Genomic DNA, 26,363 nt, shown 5'->3' on the forward strand with positions numbered 1-26,363 from the left:
CGCTTGATGGATAAGCGCGAACAGCTATTGAAATGATAGTTGCCTACCGCTGCCGGCGCCGGTAGTCCCAGGGCGCCTGCGGGCGCGGCTGCGACCACAGCCCGGTCTGGCTGGCGCGTGCCTGGCGCTGCAGCGCCACCAGGTGGGGGTAGCGCTGGGCCTGCGGTGCATAAACCCAGGCCAGGCCGGCGCGCACCTGGGCCGTGCCCACGTCCTGCCCCTGGCAGCGCACATGCGCCAGCGTGCGGCCGTAGTCGTCGTGGCCCAGCGTGCGCAGGGCGGCCTGCTGGCGAAAGCACAGGCGCGCCAGGTTCTGGCGCGCGCGCTGGCCGAAGGCCTGGCGGCTCTCGGGCGCGTCGATCGCCACCACGCGCACGCGCTGCGGGCGCCAGGTCCCCGGCGTGCCGCAACGCACGGTGAGCGTGTCGCCATCGCTGATGGCAATCACAAGGCAGAGGAGGGCGGCAGCGGACACAGGTGGGGCAGAGGTGAAGAGCGGATAAAAGCGCGGTGGCGGTGGCGGTGGCGGTGGCGTGTGGGCATGCGGCCGCTGCGGCCGCGCCGGTGTCGCACGGTGACGCCGCAAGGGCGCGCACTATAACCGCGTGTGATGCGCGCTTGCAGGTCCGCGCGGCATCGCGGCCTTGCCCATGCCGATTGCCTAAAAAATGGGCGATGCGCTGCAGCCCAAAGCCGGCGCGGCCTGCGCGGGGTTGTCCCGGCGGTTGTCCACAGGGCCGCCCACAGGCGGTGGGCATAAGTGGTGCGGCGGCGGGGCGCGCGCCAATGGCCGACAATCGCGGGTCGCACGCGGGCAAAGGCCTGCCCTTTCCTCGTTCTGGTACATGCCTGCTGTTCTCATCCGGATGCGTGCCTGTTGTTGTCTTGCCCGAGGCGGCGACGCTGCGTTGTCGCCGGGTTTCCCGCATCGTTTCTTGTCCACCTGCTGCCGTTGTGATCCAAGGTCTTGTTGCGTCCATCGTCGCGTCCGTTCTGTTCGGTGCCATGTATTACCTGGCACCGGCGCTGGCGCCGCTGGACGGCGAGCAGATCTTCGGCTGGCGCGTGCTGTGCACGCTGCCGTTCACCACGGCGCTGCTGCTGGCGCGCGGGCAGTGGCCGCGCGTGCGCCTGCTGGCCGCGCGCGCGTGGCGTCAGCCGCTGCTGGCGCTGGGGCTGCTGGCCAGCGCCGCCATGCTGGGCGTGCAGCTGTGGCTGTTTTTATGGGCGCCGCTGCACGGGCGGGCGCTGCCGGTGTCGCTGGGCTACTTCCTGCTGCCGTTGGTGATGGTGCTGGCCGGGCGGGTGCTGTACCGCGAGCGGCTGTCGCACCTGCAGTGGCTGGCCACGGCACTGGCGGGCGCGGGTGTGCTGCACGAGGTGCTGCGCGCCGGCGGCATGTCGTGGGAGACCTGGCTGGTCGCACTGGGCTACACCGCGTATTTCGTGATGCGCCGGCGCCTGGGCACCGACCACCTGGGCGGCCATTGGCTGGACATGCTGCTGCTGGTGCCCGCGGCGCTGTGGTTCGTGGTGCGCGCGCCGTCGTCCCTGCCGCTGGTGCTGGAGCATGCGCACCTGTGGGCGATGGTGCCCGTGATGGGCGTGCTCAGCGCCGTGGCGCTGGCGCTGTACATGGCCGCCAGCCGCCTGCTGCCGCTGGGGTTGTTTGGTCTCTTGAGCTATGTGGAGCCGGTGCTGCTGGCGCTGGTGGCGCTGGCGCTGGGCGAGAGCATCGGCGCGGCGCAGTGGCCTACCTATGGCCCCATCTTCGCCGCCGTGGCGCTGCTGGTGCTGGACGGCGCACTGCGCCTGCGCCGCCCGGCCGTGCAGGTTCAAGACAAAAAGCCGCTCTAGCGCCCATCCATCAAGCGCTGGCAGCTATTAAAATCGATGCAAACGGTGCCATTCGCAGCGCCGCACAGCCACCCGAGGGAGCCCCCACATGCACGCCACCGTGTCCTGTCCGCGCCAGCGTTTGCGCGCCTTTTCTGCGGCGGGCGTGTGCTTTGCCCTGGCCACCGCTGGCCTGCTGGCGCTGCCCGCCACGCCCGCGGGCGCGCGCGACGCGTCCACCGCCTGGGGCAAGCGCCTGGTGGAGTCGTTCGAATTGACGCCCGAAGACCTGGCGCGGCTGGCGCGCCACCAGGACAAGACGGCCGGCAGCAAGCCCGCGGGCTTTTTCTCCGAAACGGTGGCCTGGAAGGCGCCGCGCGCGCTGGACCTGCCCGCCAGCGGCAACCCCTACACGCTGGTGGTGCACGTGGCAGGCGTGGCCCAGGCCGATGGCGAAGGCCTCACGCGCTGGATGGCCGGCTGGGACACGGACAACGGCACGCGCCTGTCGATGGTGCAGGGCGCTTCGTTCGGGACGGGCACGCGCGCGGGCCAGGTGCTGCAGCTGGCGGGCACGGCCGGGCCGGTGAGCTTCAAGGAGGACCGCAAGGTGGCGCCGGCGCTGGAGTTCGCAGGCGCGAGCAACCTGCGGCTGGACGGCGTGCGCGTGGAGGTGTGGTCCGGCATGCGGCGCAGCTCGTTCGTCGAGCTGCTCATGTCCGCCGTGCCGCTGCTCACGGGTGTGGTGTTCCTCGCGCTGGTCGTCTGGTGGCGCAAGCGCTAGCGCCGCGCGGCGCAACTGCACACCGTGCAGGCCGCCCGTGGCGCTGGCGGGCGCGTGCCGCGCTAGAAGCCCAGCGGCTGGCCGGGCTTCCAGGCGTCGGCCAGACGCTCGGCCTCGGCAATGTCGCTGGGATGCAGCTTGTCCTTGAGGCGGACCAGGCCTGCACGCGCGCTGGACGGGTAGTGCTGCTCGGTCAGCAGCGCGTCGCGCACCGGCGCGGCGCGCGAGGCGCGTTCGGCCAGCGTGAGCAGCATCCACGCGGGGACGGGGCGTTGGCTTACGGGATCGGCGCCCCGCGCGTAGAGCATGCCCAGGCTGTACAGGCCCGCGCCGTCGCCCTGGCGCGCGGCACGCAGGTACCAGTTCTCGGCCAGTGAGGGCTGGCGCGGCACATGTTCACCGCGCTCATACAGCCCCCCAGGCGCACGGCGGCGGTGGCATCGCCCGCGCGGGCGGCGCGCTCCAGCCATTGCAGCGCCTCGGCCGGGTCCAGCGGCTGGCCGATGGCGTTGCGGTAGCTGCTGCCACCCAGCAGCATGGAGCCCAGCAGCACCATGGCCCGCGGCTCGCCCTCGTCGGCCAGCGCGCGCACGGCAGGCAGCGCCTGGGCGCCTTCGCCCATGCGCCACTGGTGTTCCAGTGCATCGATGCGCGCCCGCCCGTCCTGCACGGCGCGGGCCTGGCTGACATCGGCGGCGCGGCTGTCGCTGGCGGCGCGTTGCACCTGCTGGGCGCTGCGCTGGCGCTCGCCGTTCCACTTCCAGCCCAGCAGCGCGGCCCCGGCCAGCACGGCGCTGCCCAGGGCGATCCAGGCCCAGGGCAGGCCCGCGCTGGCCCGGGCGCGGCGCGGGTCCAGCGGGACGGGCTGGGTATCGTCATCTTCATCGTGGCCCGCGCGTGCGCGTGGGCGCGGCGTGGCCTTGTCGTAGACCACCGCGCAGCGCGGGCATTGCCAGGCGGGGGCGGTGTCGCTGGCCTGGCGCGTGTAATGGCAGCGTGGGCAGGTGCGTGCGACGTGCGATGAGGCCGCAGCAGGCGCGGGTTGCGTGGGCGCGGGGTCGAGCGGGGCGAGGGACAGGCCGTCGCCAGGGTTCGTGGTCATGGTGTTCAGTTCCTCCCGTCGCGATTGTCGCTGCTGGGTGGAGGGTGCTGAGCGTAAGTGAAGAATCCGGCGCAAAGCCAATGCAGGAAAGCGCCAGCAGCTCTACTTTTTGCGGTGGTGCGGCACCGGCGAGGGCGGGCTGGCGGGCTGCCAGCAGCCCGGCTCCAGCCCGTCCAGGGCGTAGGGGCCGATGGCCGCGCGCACCAACCGCAGCGTGGGGTGGCCCACGGCGGCGGTCATGCGGCGCACCTGGCGGTTGCGGCCTTCGCGGATGATGAGTTCGATCCAGCAGTCGGGAATGTTCTGGCGCACGCGGATGGGCGGATCGCGCTCCCAGAGGGCGGGGGGCGGCTCCAGCCGGCGCACGCGTGCGGGCAGGGTGGGGCCGTCGCCGAGCTGCACGCCCTGGCGCAGGGCCTGCAGCGCGGCCTCGTCAGGAATGCCCTCCACCTGCACCCAGTAGGTCTTCTCCATCTTGTGGCGCGGATCGCTGATGCGTGCCTGCAGCGCCCCGTCGTCGGTGAGCAGCAGCAGTCCCTCGCTGTCGGCATCGAGCCGCCCCGCCACATAGACGCCGGGCACGTCGATGAAGTCCTGGAGCCCGCGCCAGCGCCCCTCGGGCGTGAATTGGCTCAGCACGCCATAGGGCTTGTTGAAGCGCAGCAGCCGCGCCGCGCGCTGGGGGCGGGCGCCAGCGCGGCCGCGGGGCGGCGCAGCGCCAGGCGCGGGCGTGGGGCGGGGGGCGTGCTCATGCGGGCAGGAACAGGGCCGGGTCCACCATGGTGCGGTTGAGCATCACGCCCCAGTGCAGGTGCGGGCCGGTCACGCGGCCGGTGGCCCTACCTTGCAGAACGCATCGCCCGTGCGCAGTACGTCACCCACCTGGCACTCCATGCGGCTGAGGTGGCAGTACATGCTGAGCAGGCCGCCGCCATGGTCCAGCCACACGGTGCCGCCGTTGAAGAAATAGTCGCCCACATCGATCACCCGGCCCGCCAGCGGCGCGGCGACAGGGGTGCCCGTGGCGGCGGCAATGTCCATGCCGCTGTGCGGATTGCGCGCCTGGCCGTTGAACACGCGCCGCAGACCGAAGCTGCTGGAGCGCCGTCCCGGCACGGGCTGGCGCATCTGCAGCCCCTCTGGCAGGGGCGTTGAAAAGGTGGCCATGACGTGCTGCTGGTGCGCGCGCTCACGCTCGTGGCGGGCCAGGTCTTCGGGTGCCAGGTCCACCGTGCGCGGTGCCACGGTCAGGCGCTGCTCGCGGTACTGCTTGGCTGCCACGCGGTAAGCCACGCGCCGCGCCGGTGCGGTCGGCGTGGCCTGTACCGTCACCTCGGCCTCGCCCGTAGGCGCGGCCAGCGGGATGCCGACGATGGCCGTCCACTCGATCGCATCGCCCAGCACCAGCACCGGGATGTCGCCCGCGTGCACCACCGGCCGCTCGGCCGCGGGGCCCAGCGACAGCCGGGCCACGCCCCCGGGCACGGCCAGGGCCTGCGGCCATTGCTGGGCGGTGCCCGCCCGGACCAGCGCGGGCACGCCGGGCGCCAGGGCGAGGCCCAGCGCCTGCAGCAGCGCGCGGCGCCGTGCGCCTGAGGGGGAAAGGGGCGGAAAAGTGGGGTCGCAAGGAAATGGCACGGCTGCAGTGTAGAGCGCTCCTGGCCGGCGCCTGCCCGCCGCGTGGGCATGGTTATGCGCAAAGCTAAGGTTCTCATGCGCGTGCGAGGCAGTGGGTCATAATCCGCACCCAATGCCCTGGGCGCCATGGTGCCCGGGGCATTGCCACGTCTGGCCCGGCACTTGCGCCCCCAAGGTGCGCGCCCGGCTCCAGGGCGCTCCACGGCTGCACCCACCAAGCACCGCCTGCACCTCAGGCGGTGTTTTCACTTGGGGCCTGGCTTTGTTCCCCTTTTGTTTATTCCATTTCGCTAGAGAGCAGATCGACCATGCGTCAAGAACATGACTTCATCGGTATCAAGACCATTCCCCCGGACGCGTATTGGGGCGTCCACACCGCTCGTGCCGTAGAAAACTTTCCCATCACCGGCCACACCGTGGCCCACATGCCCGAGTTGATCCGGGCCTTTGCCTTCGTCAAGAAGGCCGCCGCCCACGCCAATCTGCAGCTGGGCGCGATCAACGCAACCCAAGCCCGCGCCATTGCCCAAGCCTGCGACGACCTGATCGCCGGACAGTTGCACGACCAGTTCGTCGTGGACGTGATCCAGGGTGGTGCCGGCACCTCCACGAACATGAACGCCAATGAGGTGATCGCCAACCGCGCCCTGGAGCACCTGGGATTGCCCAAAGGCCGCTAAGACACGATCCACCCGAACGATCACGTCAACGCATCGCAAAGCACCAACGATGCCTACCCCACGGCGCTGAAGATCGCCACCTATTTCGGTATCGAGACGCTGCTCAAGGCCCTGTCGGCCCTGCGCGGCGCGTTCGAGGCCAAGGCCGAGGAATTCAAGGGCATCCTGAAGATCGGCCGCACCCAGTTGCAGGATGCCGTGCCCATGACGCTGGGCCAGGAGTTTGCCGCCTTCGCCGCCATGATTGCCGACGATGAGCGCCGCCTGCGCGAGTCCGCCTACCTGATGACCGAGGTGAACATGGGCGGCACCGCCATCGGCACCGGCATCAACGCGCCCGTCGGCTACGTGGACGTGGTCATCCCTGAGCTGGCGCGGCTGTCGGGCGTGCCGGTCAAGGCTGCGGCCAACCTGATCGCCGCCACGTCGGACACGGGGGCCTTCGTTGACATCTCGGGCGTGCTCAAGCGCATCGCCGCCAAGCTCTCCAAGATCAGCAACGACCTGCGCCTGCTGTCCTCGGGCCCGCAGGCCGGCGTGGGCGATATCCAGCTGCCCGCGCGCCAGGCGGGCTCGTCCATCATGCCCGGCAAGGTCAACCCCGTTATTCCCGAGGTGATGAACCAGGTGTGCTTCGAAGTGATCGGCAACGACGCCGCCATCACCATGGCTGCCGAAGCGGGCCAACTGCAGCTCAACGCCTTCGAGCCGCTGATGGGCTGGGCGCTGCACAAGAGCCTGCACCACCTGGCCAGGGCCTGCCACACCCTGCAGGTGAACTGCGTGGAGGGCATCGTGGCCAACCAGGGGCTGCTGACGGAACGCATCGCCGCGTCGGTGACGCTGGTGACCGCGCTCAACCCGCTGATCGGCTACGAGAAGGCGGCCGCCATCGCCAAGTCGGCCATTGCCACGGGCAAGCCGATTGCCGTGGTGGCCGAGGACCTGGGCATCATGACCCAGGCCGAGATGCACAAGCTGCTGGTGGCCGAGCGCCTCACGCAGGCGGGCGCCATCCAGGCCGCTGATTGACGGGCGCTGCCGGGGCCTCGGCCGCTGCCGAAGGCGCCGGTAGGCCGCGGCGGTCATCCGCCCAAAAAAAAGCCCAGTCAGGGACTGGGCTTGAAGGGATCCAGGAAACCAGAGTTTCGAGAGGATCCAAGGAGACAACTGGAGGGCCCTGCGACATTCATTCCCATCGCCGGGCCAGTGAGTGAATTATAGGGGTAAACCCTGAAATCTGCCAGCGACGTGGCAGCGATTCACTCAACGCTTGCGGGGAGCCGCGGTTGCGGCGGTCGCCGTCTTGGCCGCGGTGGCGGCAGAGCTGGCCACGGCGTTGAAGTTGGCTTCGGCCACATCGCTGGCCTGCTTCACGGCCTTTTGCACCGACTCGAAGGCGTTGTTGGCGGCAGACACAGCGCTCTTGAAGACGGCGACAGTGGTCTCGGAACCAGCGGGGGCGTTCTTGGCGGCGCTGTCCACCAGGTTGGTGAAGTTGCGCTGCACTTCTGCGGCCTGTGCTTCGAAGGTCTTGCCGAATTCGGCGCCCGTGCCGGAAGCGATGTCGTACAGGTGGCGGCTGTAAGCCACGGCCTTTTCGGCCAGGGGCTGGAACAGGCTGGCTTGCAGTGCGAGCAGCTCTTGTGCGTCCTTGGCGGACAGCACGGCCTGGGTGTGGCTGGCGGCTTCGGCCAGAGCGGCGCGCGAGGCGGTCACGTTCAGTTCGACGAGCTTCTCCACGCCCTCGAAGGCCTTGTTCGTCAGGCCGAACAGGGTCTCCAGGTTGGCCTTGTGGGAAGCGAGGATTTGCTCAGGGGTCAGCGACATGTCATATCTCCATTGAATGCCCGGGATGGGCGGGTTGAGACATCTGCCCTGACTGACCTGTGCGTCATGTTGCAGTGCAGCATGAACCGAATTTTAGGGATCCTGTCGTTAGGTGCAAGCGTTTTTGTTGCAATGCAGCATTTTTAGGGGCAACTCCCAAAGTTCTGTTGGTTACATCTGGACCGGCGGTGGACTGCGCGCTGCCTATTACGAAGACAGGGGACAAGGGGAGGCCGCCGCTGGCCGCTGGCAGAATCAGCGCCTCATGAACACGTCCCTCTCTCCCTCAGGTGCGGCAGGCGCTGCAGGCACGGCCCCGCAGCCCCGGCCGCAGCCGCAGCCGCGCGAGGCCTACGCGGTGTTTCGCTCCATCGGTACGCGCTGGATGGACAACGACGTCTATGGCCATGTGAACAACGTCGTGTACTACAGCTGGTTCGACACCGCGGTGAACGCCTACCTGATCGAGCAGGGCGCGCTGGACATCCATCACGGCGACACCATCGGGCTGGTCATCGAGACGCAGTGCAACTATTTCGCGTCGCTGGCGTTCCCGCAAACCATCGACGCCGGCATCCGTGTGGCGCGGCTGGGTGACACGAGCGTGCGCTACGAGGTCGGCCTGTTCGCCCAGGGCGAGGCCATGAGTGCGGCTTGCGGCCACTTCGTGCATGTGTACGTGGGACGGGACGACCGCCGTCCGCGTGCGCTGCCCGATCGGCTGCGCCAGGCACTGCAGCCCTTGTGCGTGGCGCGTTGATCGCGAGCGCGGCGCGCCGGCTTTCCCTGAGGGCTGCCGGGGCTGCGCGCCGGTTCGCGGCGGCCCGGGTGGTTGATGCCAGAATCAGGGGCTCGCCGGCCCGGCCACGCGTGTGTGGCGGCGCGGCGGATCCCCATCGCCATGTCCAGTAGCGGGACAGTCTGCCCCGCGCGCATCCATGATCATCACCAGCCTGCTCGACACCGACCTGTACAAGTTCACCATGATGCAGGTGGTGCTGCACCAGTTTCCGGGCGCGCAGGTGGAGTACCGCTTCAAGTGCCGCAACCCGGGTGTGGAGCTGGCGCCCTTCGTCAGCGAGATCCGCGACGAGATCCGCGCGTTGTGCAGCCTGCAGTTCCAGGACGCGGAGCTGGCCTACCTGCGCTCGCTGCGCTTCATCAAGAGCGATTTCGTCGACTTCCTGGGGCTGTTTCGCCTCAACGAGAAGTACATCCGCGTGAGCGCGCTGCCCTCGGGCGAGATCGACATCACCATCACCGGGCCCTGGCTGCACACCATCCTGTTCGAGATCCCCGTGCTGGCGATCGTGAACGAGGTGTACTTCCGCAACACGCAGAAGGTGCCCGACTTTCCCGAGGGGCGCCGCCGGCTCGAAGCCAAGATCGGCCAGCTGCAGCAGCCGGGGTTGGACAGTCTCAAGATTGCCGACTACGGCACGCGCCGGCGCTTTTCGCGCGCCTGGCACGAGGAGGTGCTGCGCGTGCTGTGCGTGCGCCTGGGCTCTGACGACCGGCGCGGCGCGCCGGGGCAGTTTGCGGGCACGAGCAACGTGTTGTACGCAATGAAGCTGGGCGTGACGCCGCTGGGCACCATGGCGCACGAATACCTGCAGGCCTGCCAGTCCCTCGGCCCGCGGCTGCGCGACAGCCAGGTGTTCGGCTTCGAGATGTGGGCCAAGGAATACCGCGGCGACCTGGGGATCGCGCTGTCCGACGTGTACGGCATGAGCGCCTTCCTGCGCGACTTCGACCTGTACTTCTGCAAGCTGTTCGATGGCGCGCGCCACGACAGCGGCGACCCCTTCGCATGGGGCGAGCGGCTGCTGCAGCACTACCGCGACAACCGCGTGGACCCGTTGACCAAGACGCTGATCTTCAGCGACGCGCTGACCGTGCCGCGCATCATCGAGCTGTACCAGCGCTTCAATGGCCGCTGCCAGCTGGCGTTCGGCATCGGCACCAACCTGACCAACGATCTGGGCTACGAGCCACTGCAGATCGTGATCAAGATGACGCGCTGCAACGGCCAGCCCGTGGCCAAGCTGTCGGACGCACCCGGCAAGAACATGTGCAACGACGAGAAATACCTGGCTTACCTGCGCCAGGTGTTCGAGATTCCCTCGCCGCAGTGAGCGCGCGCCTGGCGCCGCCGGCGGCATTTCAACTTTCCCAAGAACGACCCGAGGAGACCTGTCCATGAACCCCATCCGCACCCTGGCCCTTGGGCTGCTGTGCCTGGCACCCGCGCTGGCGGGGGCGGCGGAGATCGACGGCAGCCAGCTGTCGGTGCTGTGGGGTGTCCCGTTTGCCGGCGTGCTGTTGAGCATTGCGCTGCTGCCGTTGCTGGCGCCGCTGTTCTGGCACCACCACTTCGGCAAGGTCACCGCCGCGTGGGCGCTGGCGTTTCTGGTGCCGTTTGCCGTGGTCTTTGGCCCCGGCGTGGCGGCGGCGGGCTTCGCGCATGCGCTGGTCGCGGAATACCTGCCCTTCGTGATCCTGCTCACGGCGCTGTTCACCGTGGCCGGTGGTATCTATATCCGTGGCAATCTGCACGGCAGCCCGGCCCTGAATGCCGGCTTTCTCGCCGTGGGCGCGGTGCTGGCCAGCTTCATGGGCACCACGGGCGCGTCCATGCTGCTGATCCGTCCGCTGATCCGCGCCAACGACAACCGCAAGCATGTGGCGCACGTGGTGGTGTTCTTCATCTTCATCGTCTCCAACGCCGGCGGCTCGCTCACGCCGCTGGGCGATCCGCCGCTGTTCCTGGGCTTCCTCAAGGGCGTGGATTTCTTCTGGACGGCGCGGCACGTGTTTCCGGAAACGCTGTTCCTGATTGGCGTGCTGCTGGTGCTGTTCTATGCGCTGGACAGCTGGTACTACCGCCAGGCGGGTGAAGTCAGCCGCACCGATCCCACCCCCGACTCGGCACCGGCCGCGCTGGGTTTTGACGGCAAGATCAATTTCGTGCTGCTGCTGGCCGTGGTGGGGCTGGTGCTGCTCAGCGGCATTTGGAAGTCGCCCGTGGAATGGGTGATCGCCGGCACGCCGCTGGGCCTGCCCGGCCTGGTGCGCGATGCGGGGCTGATCGCGGTGACCGTGGCATCGCTGGCGCTGACGCCGCGGCAAGTGCATGCAGACAACCAGTTCGGCTGGGGCCCGATGCAGGAGGTGGCCAAGCTGTTCGCGGGCATCTTCCTGACCATCATTCCCGTCATTGCCATGCTCAAGGCCGGCGTGAACGGGCCTTTCGGCGCCATCGTCTCCGCCGTCACGCGGCCCGACGGTTCGCCCGATCCTGCGATGTACTTCTGGGCCACCGGCCTGCTCAGCTCGTTCCTGGACAACGCGCCCACCTACCTGGTGTTCTTCAACACGGCCGGCGGCGAAGCGGCCACGCTGATGACCACGCATGCCGCCACGCTGGCCGCCATCTCGGCGGGCGCCGTGTTCATGGGCGCCAACACCTACATCGGCAACGCGCCCAACCTCATGGTCAAGGCGATTGCGGAGGATCGCGGCGTGAAGATGCCCAGCTTCTTCGGCTACATGCTGTGGTCGTGCGGCATCCTGGTGCCGCTGTTCGTCGTGATGACCTTCATCTGGTTGCAATGAGCCCGGGCCTGAACCGCGGGGTGCCTCGGCACGGCCGCGCGTTCAGGCTGCCGACACCTGACCGAAAGGAGCACTTCCCATGTCCAAGCCCCACATCCTCGTCGCGCGCAAGATCTTCCCCGAGGTCATTGAGCGCCTGACGCAGCATTTCGAGGTGTATGCCAACCAGGACGACAACCTGTGGACGCAGGCCGAGCTCATCGAGCGGCTGCAGGGCAAGGACGGCGCATTGCTCACCGGCACCCAGCCGGTGAACGCCGAGCTGCTGGCCGCCTGCCCGCAGCTGCGCATCGCGGCCAACATGACGGTGGGCTACAACAACTTCGACATCGCCGCGATGACCGCCGCCGGCGTGCAGGGCACCAACACGCCCGACGTGCTGACCGAGACCACGGCCGATTTCGGCTTTGCGCTGCTCATGGCCACGGCGCGGCGCATCACGGAGAGCGAGCATTACCTGCGCGCCGGCCAGTGGACGCGCTGGAGCTACGACATGTTCGCCGGCTGCGAGGTGCATGGCAGCACGCTGGGCATCCTTGGGATGGGCCGCATCGGACAGGGCATTGCCAAGCGTGGGGCGCACGGCTTTGGCATGAACGTGATCTACCACAACCGCTCGCGCCTGTCGCCCGCGCTGGAGGCCGAATGCAAGGCGCGTTACGTGGGCAAGGACGAGCTGCTGGCCCAGGCCGACCACCTGGTGCTGGTGCTGCCCTACACGCCCGAGTCGCACCACGCCATCGGCGCGGCCGAGATCGCGCGCATGAAGCCCACGGCCACGCTGATCAACATCGCGCGCGGCGGCATCGTTGATGACGCGGCGCTGGCCCAGGCGCTCAAGGAGCGCCGCATCGCTGCCGCGGGGCTGGACGTGTTCGAAGGCGAGCCCGCGGTGCACCCCGCGTTGCTGGAGGTGCCCAACGTGGTGCTCACCCCGCACATCGCCAGCGCCACCGTGCCCACGCGGCTCGCCATGGCGCAACTGGCGGCGGACAACCTGGTGGCGTTCTTCGACGGGCGCGGTGCCCTCACTCCCGTGAACACGCCCGCCAAGGTGTGAATGAAATTGGCCTCTGGCGCTTGATGGACAAGCGCTAACAGCTATTGTTTTGATAGTTCAAGAATGACATTCGAAATGACCGCCGCACTGGCGTTGCTGGTGCTCACCGTGGTGTTGCTGGCGGTGCTGCTGTTGCGCCGCCCGCGCGTGGACCTGCCGCCCGAATGGCTGGCGCGCCTGCAGTCGCTGGAATCTGCGGTGCAGGCCACGCAGCTGGCCGTGGCCAAGAATGACGGAGCGCTGGATGCCATGGCCCAGCAACTGCGCGGGTTCACCCAGACCACGCAGGCCCTGCTGGACGAGCGACTGGCGCTGGCCGCGCAGGAGTCGCGCACCAGCCGCGGCGAGCTGCAGGCGTCCTTTGCCGCGCTGCAGTCGCGTCTGGAGCAGCACCTGGCGCAGGCGCGCGCCGATGCCGCCGTGGCCCGCAAGGAGCAGGCGGATGCGCTGTCCGCCTTTCGTGCCGAGCTGAGCCAGACGGCGCAGGCGCTGGCGGCCGACAGCCTCAAGTCGCGCGACGCCATGGCCGAGAGCACGCAGCTCTTCGGCCAGCGCATCCAGGAGCGCTTCGAGGCGCTGAGCGGCACCACGCGCGGCACGCTGGACTCGCTCAAGGGCGACATCCAGGGCCAGCTGGGCACCATGTCGGGCGCGCTGCGCGACCAGCTGGAAGGCACCACGCACCAGTTGCGCAGCCAGTTCTCGGCCCTGCAGGAGTCCATGGGGCAGCAGCTGTCCGGCCTGGTCGCCAGCAGCCAGAACAATGCCGAGGCGCTGCGGGGCGCGCTCAACGAGCGCCTGGCCGCCATCCAGGGCGACAACGCCGCCAAGCTGGAGGAGATGCGACGCACCGTGGACGAAAAGCTGCACGCCACGCTGGAGCAGCGCCTGGGCGAGTCCTTCAAGCTGGTGAGCGACCGGCTGGAGCAGGTGCACAAGGGCCTGGGCGAGATGCAGACGCTGGCCGGCAGCGTGGGAGACCTGAAGCGCGTGATGACCAACGTGAAGACGCGCGGCACCTGGGGCGAAATGCAGCTGGGCGCGATCATCGACAACGTGCTCACGCCCGAGCAGTTCGCCCGCAACGTCAAGACCATGCCGGGCAGCGACGATCTGGTGGAGTTTGCCATCCGCCTGCCGGGCAAGAGCGACGAGCAGCCCGTGTGGCTGCCCATCGACTCCAAGTACCCCGTGGAGCACTACCAGCGCCTGCTGGACGCGCAGGACACGGCGGACAAGCTCGCGATCACGGCGGCGGGCAACGCCTTCGAATCCTCCATCCGCCTGGAAGCCAAGAAGATCTTCAGCAAATACGTGGCGCCTCCGTACACCACCGACTTCGCGGTGCTCTACCTGCCCACCGAAGGGCTGTTTGCCGAAGTCATGCGCCGCCCCGGGCTGGTCGAGGCGGTGCAGAACGACTGCCGCGTGATGATCACCGGGCCTGCCAATCTGGCGGCCATGCTCAGCAGCCTGCAGATGGGCTTCAAGACGCTGGCCATCGAGAAGCGCTCGTCCGAGGTGTGGAGCGTGCTGGGCCAGGTGAAGACCGAGTTCGCCAAGTTCGGCGACGTGGTGGAGGCCACGCGCAAGTCCATCGACGCGGCGGCCAAGAAATTCGAGCAGGTGGATGTGCGCACACGTGCCATCCAGCGCAAGCTGCGCGGCGTGCAGGAGCTGCCCGCGCCGGAGCCGGCGGCGGGGCAGGGCGATGCAGAGGGTGCACCCTTGCCGGACCTGCTGATCGAAGACGAAGGCGAGTGACTTGAACCTGGCGCTCGCGCGGCTGATCGCCGGCCAGATCTGCATCCACGCCAGCATGGCGGGCATGCGCATGGCCGCGCCGCTGCTGGCGCTGCGCGAGGGCTACAGCGCGGCGGCCGTGGGCGTGTTGCTGGCGCTGTTCGCGCTCACGCAGGTGTTCCTGGCGCTGCCCGCGGGGCGCTATGCCGACCGCCATGGGCTCAAGCGCCCGGTGCGCCACGCGGTCGTCGCGGCCGTCCTGGGTGCCGGCGCGGCGCTGGTGTGGCCGACGTTTGCGGTGCTGTGCGTTGCGGCACTGCTCACCGGTGGCGCCACGGGGGCTGCCACGATCGCCTTGCAACGCCACGTGGGCCGCGCCGCGCACGGCGGCACGCAGCTGCGCCAGGTCTTCAGCTGGCTGGCCATCGGGCCGGCGGTGTCCAACTTCCTGGGCCCGTTCTGCGCGGGGCTGCTGATCGATCACGCGGGTGCGCAGGCGGGCGCGACCATGGGCTTTCGCGCGGCCTTCGCGCTCATGGCGGTATTGCCGTTGGCCACCTGGTTCTGGGTGCGCGGCACGCAGGAGATGCCGCCAGTGGTGGCCGCGGAGGACGGCACGCGCGCGCGGGCCTGGGACCTGCTGGCCGAGCCCGGCTTTCGGCGGCTGCTCATCGTGAACTGGCTGCTGTCGTCGTGCTGGGACGTGCACACCTTCGTGGTGCCGCTGCTGGGGCATGAGCGGGGGCTGTCGGCCTCGGTGATCGGCTCCATCCTCGGCGCGTTCGCGATTGCCGCCGCGGTGATCCGCGTGCTCATGCCGCTGGTGGCCGACCGGCTGCGCGAATCCACCGTGGTCACCGGCGCCATGGTGGCGACGGCACTGCTGTTCGCGGTCTATCCGCTGCTGCCGACGGCCGTGACGCTGGGAGCGTGCTCGGTGCTGCTGGGGTTCGCGCTGGGCTCGGTGCAGCCCATGATCATGAGCATGCTGCACCAACTCACGCCCGCGCACCGCCATGGCGAGGCGCTGGGTCTGCGGCTGATGGCGATCAACGGCTCCAGCGTGGTGATGCCGCTGCTGTTTGGCACCGCGAGCGCGCTGGTGGGGCTGAGTGGCCTGTTCTGGGCCGTGGGCGCCACCGTGGGGCTGGGTGCGCGCGTGGCCTGGCGGCTGCGCGGCGAGGCGCCGGCCCCTCCGCCGCATCCCTGACAGGCCTGGATTGGCAAGGCGGTCCGCAGGGTGTGCCGCGCCGCTGGTGCGCGGTCAGAGTTCGTAGAACGTGCGGATGATGCTCCAGGCCTCGGCTGGGTCGTCGGTGTAGTGGAACAGCTGGAGGTCCTCGGGCGAGATCGTGCCTTGCTCCACGAGCGCCTCGAAGTTGATCAGCTTCTTCCAGAAGGCCACGCCGAACAACACGATGGGCACGGGCTTGGCCTTGCCGGTCTGCACCAGCGTGAGCACCTCGAACAGTTCGTCCAGCGTGCCGAAGCCGCCAGGGAACAGCACCAGGGCCTTGGCGCGCATCATGAAGTGCATTTTGCGCAGCGCGAAATAGTGGAACTTGAACGACAGCGAGGGCGAGATGAAACGGTTGCCGCTTTGCTCGTGCGGCAACGAGATGTTGAGGCCCACGTTGAGCGCCCCTGCGTCGTGCGCGCCGCGGTTGGCCGCCTCCATGATGCCCGGGCCGCCGCCGGTGCAGATGTACAGGCGCTCGGCGGGCGGGCGGCTCTCGCTGTACTCGGCCACCAGGCGCGCGAACTGGCGGGCCTGGTCGTAGTAATAGGCGTTCTTCACCGCACGCTCGGCGCGCGCAATGCGCTCGGTATCGCCGCTGGCACGTGCATCGGCCAGTTGCTGCTCGGCCGCTTCGGGCGAGATGAAGCGTGCGCTGCCGTACACCACGACGGTGTGCTCGATGCCCTGCGCCGTCAGGCCCAGGTCGGGCTTCAGCAGTTCCAGTTGAAAACGGATGCCGCGCGTCTCGCGGCGCAACATGAACTCGGGGTCGGCGAAGGCGAGGCGGTAGGCGTCGGCGTGCAGCGGATTGCCGGCAACGGCGTAGTTGTGCAGCTCGGCCCAGGCATGCGCCAGGCGGCTGTCTTGAAGGTCGGTATTGGCTTGCATGGATGATTTTTCAGTGGAGGCGGCTGTTTGTGGGGCAGTCGCCGGGGTGCGCAGTGTAGCGAGGGGATTTTAATGAAAATGGCCTGTAGCGCTTATGTATCAAGCGCTAACAGCTATTAAATTAATAGCGATCAAACGCCTTGCCGCGCGCCCGCCCACAGCCAGGGCAGGCTGTGCAGCCCGGCCCAGGTCATGCACAGCGAGCCGGCCACATGCAGCGCACACAGGCCCAGGGCCTGCGCCAGGCGCTGCTGCTGCAGCAGCCCGACCACTTCGGCCGAGAAGGTGGAGAAGGTGGTCAGCGCCCCCAAAAAGCCCGTGATGAGCAGCGCGCGCCATACCGGGTCCAACTGCGGCAGTGCCTGGAACAGCGCCAGGCACAGGCCGATGAGGTAGCCGCCGATGAGGTTGGCCGCGAGCGTGCCCCAGGGCAGCAGCGCGCCCTGCGTGTTGAGCCACAGGCCCAGCCGCCAGCGCGCGAGCGCGCCGGCGCAGGCACCGGCGCAGATGGCAAGAACGTGGAACATCGGCGCATTGTAGGGAGGCGCTGCCGAGCGGCGGCGGCCTCGTCAACGCGCCGTCATTTGCTGCGGGAGCCAGGTCACGATGCCCGGAAACACATAGATCAGCGTGACGGCCGCGCACATCAGCAGGAACATGGGAGCGGCCACGCGGGCGATCCACGGCAGCTGCTTGCCCGTCATGCCCTGCAGCACGAACAGGTTGAAGCCCACGGGCGGGGTGATCTGCGCCATCTCCACCACCAGCACGATGAAGACGCCGAACCAGATCGGGTCGATGCCCGCTGCGCTCACCGTGGGCATCAGCACGCCCATGGTCAGCACCACCATGGAGATGCCGTCCAGGAAGCAGCCCAGCACGATGTAAAACACGGCCAGCGCCACCACCAGTTGCGCCTGGCTCAGCCCCAGCGAAGAGATCCATTCCGCCAAGTGCCGCGGCAGGCCGATGTAGCCCATGGCCAGCGTGAGGAAGGCCGCGCCCGCGAGGATCAGCGCGATCATGCAGTACAGCCGCGTGGCGCCCATGAGCGCGTCGCGAAAGCTCGCCCAGTTCAGCGACCCCTGCGCCGCGGACAGCGCCAGCGAGCCCACCACGCCCACGGCGGCGGCCTCGGTGGCGGTGGCGATGCCCGTGTAGATGGAGCCCAGCACCGCGGCGATGAGCAGCACCACGGGAATCAGCGCGCGCGATTCGCGCAGCTTGTCCAGCAGGCCTATCTGCCGATCTGCCGCTGGGACCTGGTCGGGGTGGCGCAATGCCCAGAACATGATGTAGCCCGAGAACAGCGCGGCCAGCAGCACCCCGGGCAGCATGCCGGCAATGAACAGCTTGGAGATCGATACCTCGGCCGTCACGCCGTAGACGATCATGATGATCGAGGGCGGGATCAGCAGGCCCAGCGTGCTGGCGCCGGCCAGCGTGCCGATGACCATCTTCTCGGGGTAGCCGCGGCGCGTGAGCTCGGGCAGCGTCATCTTGCCGATGGTGGCGCAGGTGGCGGCGCTGGACCCCGACACGGCGGCAAAGATGGTGCAGCCCACCACGTTGGTGTGCAGCAGCCGCCCGGGCAGGCCCTGCACCCACGGGGCCAGGCCCTTGAACATGTCTTGCGACAGCCGCGTGCGAAACAGGATCTCGCCCATCCAGATGAAGAGGGGCAGGGCGGTGAGCGTCCAGCTCGACGAGGAGCCCCAGATGGTCACCGCCATGGCATCGCCCGCGGGGCGCGAGGAAAACAATTGCATGCCGATCCAGGCCACGCCCGAGAGCGTGAGCCCGATCCACACGCCGCTGCCCAGGATCAGGAACAGCGACAGGATCAACAGGCCGGTGATGGCAAGGTCACTCATGAAGGCGTCTTCCGGTCATTCGTCTTCCGGTCATTCGTTGCGCAGGGCTTCGCCCGGCGTGGCGCCCGCCCGCCGGCCCAGGAGCTGCAGCACCAGTTCGTCCACGAAGGCTATCGCCATCACCATCGCGCCTACGCCCATGGACAGCTGCGGCAGCCACAGCGGCGTGGCGTCGCTGCTGGTGGAGATGTCGTTGAACGCATGCGACTGCCAGGCCAGCCGCACGCTGTAGTACGCGAACAGCACGGCCAGCAGCGTGCCCAGGGCCAGCGCGAACAGCTCCAGCGCCTGGTGCGCGCGCCCCTTGAGGGCGCTCAGCACCAGCGTCACGCGGATGTGCTCGCCGCGCTTGAGGGTATGCGCCAGCGCCAGAAAGCCCGCAGCCGCCATGAGGTAGCCCGCATAGGCGTCGATGCCCGGTACATGGAAGCTGAGCTGCCGGCTCACGATGGACAGCAGCACGGCGCACAGAAGCGCCACCATGCACAGCGCCGCCAGCGCGGCGGCGCCGTCATAGAGGAAGTTCAACAGGCGTCGCATCGTGGTCTGGCGCGTGGAGGCTCTGGGCGGGGAGGTGTTACTTGCGGTAGGCGTCGATCAGCGCCTTGCCGTCGGGCCCGGCCTTGTCCAGCCATTCCTTGAGCATGGTGTCGCCCACCTTGGCCATGTCGGCCTTCAGCTGGCTGCTGGGCGGCACTACCTGCATGCCCTCGGCCTTGAGCTTGGCCAACGTGTCCTCGTTCACGCGGCGGCTGGCGGCCCAGCCGCGGGTCTGCGCGTCGGCGGCGGCCTTGAGCACGGCGTCCTGCACGGGCTTGTCCAGCGCATCGAATGCCTTCTTGTTCATGATGAGCGCGTTCTTGGGCAGCCAGGCCTGGGTGTCGTAGTAATACTTGAGGTGCTCGTAGAGCTTGCTGTCCACGCCCGTCGCGCCCGAGGTCATGGTGGACTCCACCACGCCGGTGGCGAGCGCTTGCGAGAACTCGGCGGCCTGCACCGTCACCGGCTGCGCGCCCACCAGCTCGGCGATGCGCGCCGTGGCGGGACTGTAGGCGCGCCACTTGATGCCCTTCAGGTCGGCGGCGTTGTTCACGGGCTTCTTGGTGTAGATACCCTGTGGCGGCCAGGCCACGGCGTACAGCAGCACCATGCCTTGCTCGGCCAGCTTCTTCTCCAGGAAGGGCTTTTGCGCCTTGTACAGCTTCATCGACGCGTCGTAGCTGTCGGCCAGGAAGGGCAGGCCGTCCACGCCGAAGATCTGCCATTCGTTCTGGAAGTTGGCGAGCAGGATCTCGCCGAGCTGCGCCTGCGCGCCCTGCACGGCGCGCTTGATCTCGGGCGCCTTGAACAGTGCGGCGTTGGCATGCAGCGTGATCTTGAGCTTGCCTCCTGACCCCTTGTCCACGTCGCTGATGAACTGCGCCAGGTTCTCCGTGTGGAAATTGGTGGCCGGGTAGGCGGCGGCCAGGTCCCACTTGGTCTGGGCATGCAGGGCGGGGGCGCACAGGCCGGTGAGGGCAGCCAGTGCAACGGCGGCAAGGTTTCGACGCTTCATCTCGGGGGTCTCCGCAAGGGTTGAGAAGAGAGGGGGCTCAGCGCGTTCACTGTAGCGGGGGCCACAGGGAAACGGCCTAGGTGATTCACCTGAATGTCGATAAATTGCCGGCAAATCATCGGGCTGCTCCCTACAATCAATCGACATGCACATCCCATGCCAATGCCATCTGTCGCTTTTTGCGCAGTCCTCGGAGTGAAACCATGACCGCAGCCGCCAGACCCAAGTCCCCAGCCCCCGCTGCCACTGCCAAGGTGGGCAAGGCCGCCAAGGCGCGCGGGCCCATCGTGTCGTCCGCGCACCTGGTGTCGGACCGCAGTGCGGAGATGAGCGAGTTCGAGTTCGGCCTCATCGTCGCGGGCAATGCGTTTCACCGCTGGGTGGTGCACTGCATGGCCGCGGCCGGTCTGCGCGACCTCACGCCGCTGGACGTGGTGGTGCTGCACCATGTGACGCACCGCGCACGCGACAAGCGGCTGGCCGACATCTGCTTCATCATGAACGTGGAAGACACGCACGTGGTGAACTACTCGCTCAAGAAGCTGCTGGCGCTGGGCGTGGTGGCCTCCAGCAAGAACGGCAAGGACGTGACCTACGCCGCCACCGAGGCGGGCCGCGCCCATGTGCAGCGCTACCGTGAGATCCGCGAGAGCTGCCTGATCGATGCGCTGAATGCCGACGACGGCCTGAACCGCGACATTGGCGAGCTGGCGCGCCTGCTGCGCGTGCTGTCCGGCATGTACGACCAGGCGGCCCGTGCCGCGGCGTCCATGTGAGACGTGCTATATATTTAATAGCTGTTAGCGCTTGTCGGTAAAGCGCTAGAGGCCTGTTTGGCTTGAAGTGCCGACGGGCGATGGCAGATGCGTGGCAATGTCCTGCCAGGCCTGCACGGCGGCCAGGGCGGTGTGCATCTGCACCGTGTGCGCAAAGCGGAAGGCGTCGCCGTGCACCGTCTCGTCGGGGAACTCGGTGATCAGCGTCACCGGCGCATCGTGCGACGTCTGCGACTGCATGCAGGCGATGCCATCCAGCACCTCGAAGGGCAGCGGGCCCGCGTGGTGCTCGTAGAGGGCCCGCTGGCGTGCGTTGAAATCTGCCAGCCCCGGCACTTGCCGCAGGCGCGCGCACACGGCCTCCAGCAGCGCACGCGCGGGCTGCTGCCAGCCGGCGTGGTAGCGCAGGATGAGGAAGAACCCCTTGGGCAGCATCCACTGCTCGAATCCACGCGGCACATAGCCCGACAGCGGTCGCGTCCACTCATGCGCGGGGTAGCCATGCAGGTTCACATGCAGTTGCGCGCCCGACAGCGCCAGCGCGGACTGGCGGGCCTCGCGCTCGTAGAGCGGCGCGTGGTCGCGGTATTCCACATCGTCGCCCAGCGCGGTGTAGCGCGCGGCATGGTGCATGTGGCCCGGGTGGCGGGCGCACAGCGCGCGGTGCAGGGCGTAGCCGTCGGGGTTCTCCAGCGCGATCAGCGCGAAGTGCGCGCCGGGTTGCGCCTGCAGCACTTCGGCGGCGCGCAACGCGCCCACGATGCCCGATGTCTCGTTGGCATGCTGGCCCGCACTGATGAACACCGGTGCCTGCGTGCCCGCGTGGTACTGCCCCCATACGGTGCGTCCCTGGCGTGACCGGGCACTGAAACGTTGCGCGGGCCAGGCGTGCAGGGTCTGGGTGATGCGATCAGGGGCAGGGGACTCGGCCAGCGTCGCCAAACTGTCCGGGGCGTGGGCCGTTGGGTGGGCTGGCAGGTCGTCGGCGCACGCCGCGAAGGGCAGCAGGTCCACCTGTACGTGCGGAGCGCCGTCGCCCGCGCGCACGTCGGGCACGATCTGCCCGGGCTGCAACCGGCGGTCGCCCACGGGGCGGCCGCTGTGCTGTTGGAAGAACTCCAGCAGCGTGAAGTACAGGTCCTCGTGCAGCGCCTCCAGGGTGCTTATGGTCTCGCCGGTGGCGCCCACGGGCTGCTCGTAGCCCGGCAGGTCCACGCGCAGCAGCAGGCGGTCGAAGTACGGCTCATGGTCCGGCCACGCGTGACCGCGCACCGCCTGCACCGCCGCGGCGAAGGCCTGCTCGTAGTCGGTGCATACGGCGGTGTCGATCAGGTCGGCAGCGCCTTCCTGTGTGCCCACGCGCAGCCAGCCGGTGGGCGAGAGCACCGTGGCGCCCGTCATGTCGGTGTGTACGCGGTTGGGTGCGTGCACGTGCTGCACGGTGCGGGTGCCGTCGCGCAGTTCCAGTTCCACGCGGTAGCCGCCACTGGCGTCGTCGTGGGGCTCCATGTGCAAGATGCCGCCCCCCAGCAGGGCGGCGAGCGGATAGGCCTCCAACCGAAAGCGCTGTGCAGGCCCGTGCGCCGCCAGCGGGTAGCGCACGCGGGCCTGCACCACCTGGGTGCAATCCACGTGGTCCATGAAATGCTGTACCAGCGGCTTGTAGGCACTGTGAAAGCGTGCATGCACGCCTGCGGCCGCCAGCTGCTGCGCCGCAGCAAGGCGCGCGGCCTGGCTTTCGAACACCCAGCCTTCCACGTGGCAGCCGCGCCAGCGCGGCTCGCCAAAGCGCTGTACCCAGGCGTGCAGCGTGCGCTCCAGTGGCAGGTCAAGCAGCCGGGAACCTGTGGCGGCGGGCGGTTGGGTCATATGCGTGGGCGGGGTGGTGAATATCCGGTATGGATCATGCAGGCTTGCAGATAAATTATCGGTAAATTGTGGGTTCTTTCTCCGCAATGTTTCACACGCGGCACACAAAGGAAACGGGTATGGCAAAGAAACTCTGGCAGTTCTGGGTGGATCGGGGGGGGACGTTCACCGATATCGTGGGCCGGCGCCCCGACGGCAGCCTGGTGACGCACAAGCTGCTCTCCGAGAACCCCGAGCAGTACCGCGATGCGGCGGTGGCGGGCATCCGCCACCTGCTGGGGCTGGCGCCGGGCGAGGCCGTGACGCCTGAATTGGTGGAGTGCGTGAAGATGGGCACCACCGTGGCCACCAACGCGCTGTTGGAGCGCAAGGGGGAACCCACGCTGCTGGTTACCACGCGTGGCTTCAAGGACGCGCTGCGCATCGCCTACCAGAACCGCCCGCGCATCTTCGACCGGCACATCGTGCTGCCGCAACTGCTGTACAGCCGCGTCATCGAGGCGCAGGAGCGCGTGGGCGCGCACGGCGAGGTGGTACAGCCGCTGGAGGAAGACCACCTGAAGGAACGCCTGTGGGCCGCTTATGACGCCGGCTTGCGCAGCGTGGCCATCGTGTTCATGCACGGCTACCGCTATCCCGCGCATGAGGAAGCAGCCGCCCGCCTGGCGCTGGCTGCCGGGTTCACGCAGGTCAGCACTTCGCACGGCACCAGCCCGCTGATGAAGTTCGTGAGCCGGGGCGACACCACCGTGGTGGACGCGTATCTGTCGCCCATCCTGCGGCGCTACGTGCAGCAGGTGGAGGCCGAGATGCCGGGCGTGCCGCTGTATTTCATGCAGTCCTCGGGGGGGCTCACGGATGCGCACCGCTTCCAGGGCAAGGACGCCATCCTCTCCGGGCCGGCCGGCGGCATCGTGGGCATGGCGCGCACGGCGCAGATTGCGGCGCAGGCCGAGGCAGCGCCAGGGGGCGGTGCGGCCGCCACGCAGCCGCCGGTGCGCGTGATCGGTTTCGACATGGGCGGCACGTCCACCGACGTGAGCCATTTTGCGGGTGAGTTCGAGCGCGAGTTCGAGACCCAGGTGGCGGGCGTGCGCATGCGTGCACCCATGATGAGCATTCACACGGTGGCCGCGGGCGGCGGTTCCATCCTGGAGTTCGACGGCGCCCGTTTCCGCGTAGGTCCCCAAAGCGCCGGCGCCAACCCCGGTCCCGCCAGTTACCGCCGCGGCGGCCCGCTGGCCGTGACCGATGCCAACGTGATGGTGGGCAAGATCCAGCCCGCGTACTTCCCGCGTGTGTTCGGCCATGGCGCCGACGAGCCGCTGGACGCGGTCGTGGTGCGTGAGCGTTTTGCGGCGCTGGCGGGCCTGACCGCAGGCGCGGCGGATGGCGCAGCCGCGCTGACGCCCGAGGCCTGCGCGCATGGCTTCATCCAGATCGCGGTGCAGCAGATGGCCAACGCCATCAAGAAGATCTCCGTGGCGCGCGGCTACGACGTCACGCGCTACACGCTGCAGTGCTTTGGCGGCGCGGGCGGCCAGCACGCCTGCCTGGTGGCCGATGCGCTGGGCATGCAGCAGGTGCTGGTGCATCCGCTGGCGGGCGTGCTGTCGGCCTACGGCATGGGGCTGGCCGACCAGAACGTGATGCGTGAGAAGGCAGTGGAGGCACGCCTCACACCCGAGGCGCTGCCCGGCATCACCGCCACGCTGGATGCACTGGCCGAGGCCGCCGAGGCCGAGATGGCGCAAGAGCGCCTCTCGGGCGGCGACATCGTGGTGCGTCGGCGCGTGCATGTGCGCTACGAGGGTACCGATTCGGCGCTGGCTGTGCCCTTTGGCGACCTGCAGGCGATCACGCGGGGCTTCGAGGCCGCGTACCGCCAGCGGTTTGCCTTCCTCATGCTGGGCAAGGCACTGATGGTGGAGGCGGTGTCGGTGGAAGCCGTGGTGGCGGGTGATGCGCCGGTCGAGCACGCGCAGGACCTGCAGCCCGAGCGCGAAGTGCCGCGGCGCGACACCGTGCGCATGTTCACCGTGGGCACGGACGGCACACCGGCCTGGCACGACGCCGCGCTGGTGGTGCGCGAAGACATGCGCCCCGGCGACCTGCTGCAGGGCCCGGCCATCATTGCCGAGAAGAACGCTACCACGGTGGTAGAGCCGGGCTGGCAGGCACGGCTCACGTCCCTGGACCATCTGGTGCTGCACCGCCACCTGCCGCGCGCCCAGCGCCATGCCGCGGGCACGCAGGTGGACCCGGTGCTGCTGGAGGTGTTCAACAACCTGTTCATGAACATTGCCGAGCAGATGGGGCTGCAGCTGCAGAACACCGCGTACTCGGTGAACATCAAGGAGCGGCTGGACTTCAGCTGCGCGCTGTTCGACGCCGAGGGCCAGCTGATTGCCAACGCGCCGCACATGCCGGTACACCTGGGATCCATGGGCGAGAGCATCCGCACCGTGATCGCGCGCAACCGTGGCCGCATGCGGCGCGGCGACGTGTTCGTGCTGAACGACCCATACCACGGCGGCACGCACCTGCCGGACATCACCGTGATCACGCCGGTCTACATCGGCGACGACCACGGTGAAGCGGCCGAGCCCACCTTCTACGTGGGCAGCCGCGGCCACCATGCGGACGTGGGGGGCACCACGCCGGGGTCGATGCCGCCGTTTTCCACACGCATCGAGGAAGAGGGCGTGCAGATCGACAACGTGAAGCTGGTGGATGCCGGCGTGCTGCGCGAGGCCGAGATGATTGCGCTGCTGGAGAGTGGCGAGTACCCCAGCCGCAACCCGCAGCAGAACCTGGCCGACCTGAAGGCGCAGATCGCCGCCAACGAGAAGGGCGTGCAGGAGCTGCGCCGCATGGTGGAGCACTTCGGCCTGAGCGTGGTGCAGGCCTATATGCAGCATGTGCAGGACAACGCCGAGGAGTCCGTGCGCCGCGCCATCACGCGGTTGGCCGCGCGCGTGCAGGACGGGCATTTCACCCTGCCGCTGGACAACGGCGCGCAGATCACCGTGGCCGTGCGCATCGACGCGGCCACGCGCAGTGCGGTGATCGACTTCACCGGCACCAGTGCGCAGCAGTCCAACAACTTCAATGCGCCCACGGCGGTGTGCATGGCCGCGGTGCTCTACGTCTTCCGCTCGCTGGTTGAAGACGACATTCCGCTCAACGCCGGGTGTCTCAAGCCCCTGCAGGTCATCATTCCGCCGGGCTCCATGCTCAACCCCAACCCGCCGGCATCGGTGGTGGCGGGCAACGTGGAGACCTCCAGCTGCATCACCAACGCGCTGCTGGGCGCCTTGGGCGTGTCGGCGGCCAGCCAGTGCACGATGAACAACTTCACCTTCGGCAACGCGCGCTACCAGTATTACGAGACCATCTCGGGCGGCAGCGGGGCGGGCGGCCAGTTCGACGACGCGGGCGCGCTGGTGGGGGGCTTTGATGGCACGAGCGTGGTGCAGACGCACATGACCAATTCACGCCTGACCGATCCGGAGGTGCTGGAGTTCCGCTTCCCCGTGCGGCTGGAGAGTTACGCCATCCGCGCCGGTTCGGGCGGCGGCGGCCGCTGGAAGGGCGGCGATGGCGGCGTGCGCCGCATCCGCTTCCTGGAGCCCATGACCGCGAGCATTCTGTCCAACGGCCGGGTGCACGGCGCCTTCGGCATGGCGGGTGGGCAGCCGGGCATGCCCGGCGTCAACCGCGTCGTGCGTGCGGACGGCCGGGCGGAGCCGCTGCAGCACATCGGGCAGGCGCAAATGGAAGCGGGGGATGTGTTCGAGATCCAAACGCCGGGCGGTGGTGGCTTTGGTGGACGCTGAGTGGGTTTGAGTGAAATAAGGCTCTAGCGCTTGC

General features: G+C 68.5%; 21 protein-coding genes and 2 pseudogenes. 11 read left to right on the forward strand and 12 right to left on the reverse strand.

What is annotated here, in order from left to right; translation table 11 throughout:
* Positions 1–43: 43 nt before the first annotated feature.
* Positions 44–448 (reverse strand): thermonuclease family protein, encoded by a 405-nt coding sequence (locus tag HND92_RS07505; RefSeq protein WP_253940116.1) that lies wholly within the window; start codon positions 446–448, stop codon positions 44–46.
* 506 nt (positions 449–954) lie between these two features.
* On the opposite strand from HND92_RS07505, the gene rarD reads away from it, so the two are divergent.
* Both rarD and HND92_RS07515 read left to right on the forward strand, forming a co-directional pair.
* The gene (rarD, locus tag HND92_RS07510) at positions 955–1,857 is read left to right on the forward strand and encodes an EamA family transporter RarD (RefSeq protein ID WP_172206647.1); all 903 of its coding nucleotides are present in this window, start codon (positions 955–957) and stop codon (positions 1,855–1,857) included.
* Positions 1,858–1,945: 88 nt separating this feature from the next.
* Complete coding sequence (locus HND92_RS07515) at positions 1,946–2,620, forward strand: hypothetical protein (protein ID WP_172206648.1); 675 nt, start codon at positions 1,946–1,948, stop codon at positions 2,618–2,620.
* Positions 2,621–2,682: 62 nt separating this feature from the next.
* On the opposite strand, the gene HND92_RS19315 is transcribed toward HND92_RS07515, so the two are convergent.
* From HND92_RS19315 to HND92_RS07530, 4 genes and pseudogenes are all read right to left on the reverse strand, one after another.
* Entirely contained in the window at positions 2,683–2,928 is a 246-nt protein-coding gene (locus tag HND92_RS19315; RefSeq protein ID WP_253940117.1) for a hypothetical protein, read from the reverse strand.
* Entirely contained in the window at positions 2,898–3,722 is an 825-nt protein-coding gene (locus tag HND92_RS07520; RefSeq protein WP_253940118.1) for a hypothetical protein, read from the reverse strand. The genes HND92_RS19315 and HND92_RS07520 overlap by 31 nt, the downstream gene beginning before the upstream one ends.
* Before the next feature lie 102 nt (positions 3,723–3,824).
* Entirely contained in the window at positions 3,825–4,388 is a 564-nt protein-coding gene (locus HND92_RS07525; RefSeq protein ID WP_172209199.1) for a pseudouridine synthase, read from the reverse strand.
* A gap of 82 nt (positions 4,389–4,470) precedes the next feature.
* Positions 4,471–5,297, reverse strand: a pseudogene (locus HND92_RS07530) (peptidoglycan DD-metalloendopeptidase family protein).
* 371 nt (positions 5,298–5,668) lie between these two features.
* Between HND92_RS07530 and HND92_RS07535 the strand changes: the two are divergent.
* Positions 5,669–7,072: pseudogene (locus tag HND92_RS07535) on the forward strand (aspartate ammonia-lyase).
* Between the two features lie 234 nt (positions 7,073–7,306).
* Here the strand turns inward: HND92_RS07535 and HND92_RS07540 are convergent.
* Entirely contained in the window at positions 7,307–7,870 is a 564-nt protein-coding gene (locus HND92_RS07540) for a phasin family protein (RefSeq protein ID WP_103737538.1), read from the reverse strand.
* Positions 7,871–8,135: 265 nt separating this feature from the next.
* On the opposite strand from HND92_RS07540, the gene HND92_RS07545 reads away from it, so the two are divergent.
* The 6 genes from HND92_RS07545 to HND92_RS07570 all read left to right on the forward strand — a co-directional run bounded on the left by HND92_RS07545 (position 8,136) and on the right by HND92_RS07570 (position 15,498).
* On the forward strand, positions 8,136–8,630 hold the full coding sequence (locus tag HND92_RS07545; protein ID WP_172206649.1) for a thioesterase family protein: 495 nt from the start codon (positions 8,136–8,138) through the stop codon (positions 8,628–8,630).
* Between the two features lie 178 nt (positions 8,631–8,808).
* Positions 8,809–10,005 (forward strand): nicotinate phosphoribosyltransferase, encoded by a 1,197-nt coding sequence (gene pncB, locus HND92_RS07550; protein ID WP_011805692.1) that lies wholly within the window; start codon positions 8,809–8,811, stop codon positions 10,003–10,005.
* Between the two features lie 64 nt (positions 10,006–10,069).
* Positions 10,070–11,485, forward strand: a complete 1,416-nt coding sequence (locus tag HND92_RS07555) for a sodium:proton antiporter (protein ID WP_011805691.1) — start codon at positions 10,070–10,072, stop codon at positions 11,483–11,485.
* Between the two features lie 79 nt (positions 11,486–11,564).
* The gene (locus HND92_RS07560; protein WP_011805690.1) at positions 11,565–12,545 is read left to right on the forward strand and encodes a D-glycerate dehydrogenase; all 981 of its coding nucleotides are present in this window, start codon (positions 11,565–11,567) and stop codon (positions 12,543–12,545) included.
* Between the two features lie 63 nt (positions 12,546–12,608).
* Positions 12,609–14,309 carry a DNA recombination protein RmuC gene (rmuC, locus tag HND92_RS07565; protein ID WP_172206650.1) on the forward strand — a complete coding sequence of 567 codons (1,701 nt, stop codon included), beginning with the start codon at positions 12,609–12,611 and terminating at the stop codon, positions 14,307–14,309.
* Position 14,310: 1 nt separating this feature from the next.
* Positions 14,311–15,498, forward strand: a complete 1,188-nt coding sequence (locus HND92_RS07570; RefSeq protein ID WP_172206651.1) for an MFS transporter — start codon at positions 14,311–14,313, stop codon at positions 15,496–15,498.
* A gap of 54 nt (positions 15,499–15,552) precedes the next feature.
* Here the strand turns inward: HND92_RS07570 and HND92_RS07575 are convergent, their stop codons facing one another.
* From HND92_RS07575 to HND92_RS07595, 5 genes are all read right to left on the reverse strand, one after another.
* Positions 15,553–16,416, reverse strand: a complete 864-nt coding sequence (locus tag HND92_RS07575; protein WP_103737543.1) for a TIGR00730 family Rossman fold protein — start codon at positions 16,414–16,416, stop codon at positions 15,553–15,555.
* Positions 16,417–16,547: 131 nt separating this feature from the next.
* The gene (gene crcB, locus HND92_RS07580) at positions 16,548–16,943 is read right to left on the reverse strand and encodes a fluoride efflux transporter CrcB (RefSeq protein WP_011805686.1); all 396 of its coding nucleotides are present in this window, start codon (positions 16,941–16,943) and stop codon (positions 16,548–16,550) included.
* A 42-nt stretch (positions 16,944–16,985) separates the two neighbouring features.
* Positions 16,986–18,290: a TRAP transporter large permease gene (locus tag HND92_RS07585; protein WP_172206652.1), complete on the reverse strand. Its 1,305-nt coding sequence runs from the start codon at positions 18,288–18,290 to the stop codon at positions 16,986–16,988.
* Between the two features lie 30 nt (positions 18,291–18,320).
* Positions 18,321–18,830: a TRAP transporter small permease gene (locus HND92_RS07590; protein ID WP_015912993.1), complete on the reverse strand. Its 510-nt coding sequence runs from the start codon at positions 18,828–18,830 to the stop codon at positions 18,321–18,323.
* Between the two features lie 37 nt (positions 18,831–18,867).
* The gene (locus tag HND92_RS07595) at positions 18,868–19,845 is read right to left on the reverse strand and encodes a TRAP transporter substrate-binding protein (RefSeq protein ID WP_172206653.1); all 978 of its coding nucleotides are present in this window, start codon (positions 19,843–19,845) and stop codon (positions 18,868–18,870) included.
* Between the two features lie 203 nt (positions 19,846–20,048).
* Between HND92_RS07595 and HND92_RS07600 the strand changes: the two genes are divergently transcribed.
* Positions 20,049–20,621, forward strand: a complete 573-nt coding sequence (locus HND92_RS07600) for a winged helix DNA-binding protein (protein WP_015912995.1) — start codon at positions 20,049–20,051, stop codon at positions 20,619–20,621.
* 45 nt (positions 20,622–20,666) lie between these two features.
* Here the strand turns inward: HND92_RS07600 and HND92_RS07605 are convergent, their stop codons facing one another.
* Positions 20,667–22,490, reverse strand: coding sequence for a peptidase M14 (locus tag HND92_RS07605; protein WP_172206654.1), 1,824 nt, complete (start codon positions 22,488–22,490; stop codon positions 20,667–20,669).
* Between the two features lie 119 nt (positions 22,491–22,609).
* On the opposite strand from HND92_RS07605, the gene HND92_RS07610 reads away from it, so the two are divergent.
* Positions 22,610–26,329 (forward strand): hydantoinase B/oxoprolinase family protein, encoded by a 3,720-nt coding sequence (locus tag HND92_RS07610; RefSeq protein ID WP_172206655.1) that lies wholly within the window; start codon positions 22,610–22,612, stop codon positions 26,327–26,329.
* Positions 26,330–26,363 lie beyond the last annotated feature (34 nt).

This window comes from Diaphorobacter sp. JS3050 (genome assembly GCF_013154915.1).
GTDB lineage: Bacteria > Pseudomonadota > Gammaproteobacteria > Burkholderiales > Burkholderiaceae_C > Diaphorobacter > Diaphorobacter nitroreducens.

Bases quoted from the DNA above. Each gene is read 5' to 3' on its own strand.
- HND92_RS07610 (WP_172206655.1), top strand. From the start codon at position 22,610: ATGGCAAAGAAACTCTGGCAGTTCTGGGTGGATCGGGGGGGGACGTTC.
- HND92_RS07555 (WP_011805691.1), top strand. From the start codon at position 10,070: ATGAACCCCATCCGCACCCTGGCCCTTGGGCTGCTGTGCCTGGCACCC.
- HND92_RS07540 (WP_103737538.1), bottom strand. From the start codon at position 7,870: ATGTCGCTGACCCCTGAGCAAATCCTCGCTTCCCACAAGGCCAACCTG.
- pncB (WP_011805692.1), top strand. From the start codon at position 8,809: ATGATCATCACCAGCCTGCTCGACACCGACCTGTACAAGTTCACCATG.
- HND92_RS07545 (WP_172206649.1), top strand. From the start codon at position 8,136: ATGAACACGTCCCTCTCTCCCTCAGGTGCGGCAGGCGCTGCAGGCACG.
- HND92_RS07585 (WP_172206652.1), bottom strand. From the start codon at position 18,290: ATGAGTGACCTTGCCATCACCGGCCTGTTGATCCTGTCGCTGTTCCTG.
- HND92_RS19315 (WP_253940117.1), bottom strand. From the start codon at position 2,928: ATGCTCTACGCGCGGGGCGCCGATCCCGTAAGCCAACGCCCCGTCCCC.
- HND92_RS07575 (WP_103737543.1), bottom strand. From the start codon at position 16,416: ATGCAAGCCAATACCGACCTTCAAGACAGCCGCCTGGCGCATGCCTGG.
- HND92_RS07600 (WP_015912995.1), top strand. From the start codon at position 20,049: ATGACCGCAGCCGCCAGACCCAAGTCCCCAGCCCCCGCTGCCACTGCC.
- rmuC (WP_172206650.1), top strand. From the start codon at position 12,609: ATGACATTCGAAATGACCGCCGCACTGGCGTTGCTGGTGCTCACCGTG.
- HND92_RS07515 (WP_172206648.1), top strand. From the start codon at position 1,946: ATGCACGCCACCGTGTCCTGTCCGCGCCAGCGTTTGCGCGCCTTTTCT.
- HND92_RS07590 (WP_015912993.1), bottom strand. From the start codon at position 18,830: ATGCGACGCCTGTTGAACTTCCTCTATGACGGCGCCGCCGCGCTGGCG.
- crcB (WP_011805686.1), bottom strand. From the start codon at position 16,943: ATGTTCCACGTTCTTGCCATCTGCGCCGGTGCCTGCGCCGGCGCGCTC.
- HND92_RS07595 (WP_172206653.1), bottom strand. From the start codon at position 19,845: ATGAAGCGTCGAAACCTTGCCGCCGTTGCACTGGCTGCCCTCACCGGC.
- HND92_RS07520 (WP_253940118.1), bottom strand. From the start codon at position 3,722: ATGACCACGAACCCTGGCGACGGCCTGTCCCTCGCCCCGCTCGACCCC.
- HND92_RS07560 (WP_011805690.1), top strand. From the start codon at position 11,565: ATGTCCAAGCCCCACATCCTCGTCGCGCGCAAGATCTTCCCCGAGGTC.
- HND92_RS07605 (WP_172206654.1), bottom strand. From the start codon at position 22,490: ATGACCCAACCGCCCGCCGCCACAGGTTCCCGGCTGCTTGACCTGCCA.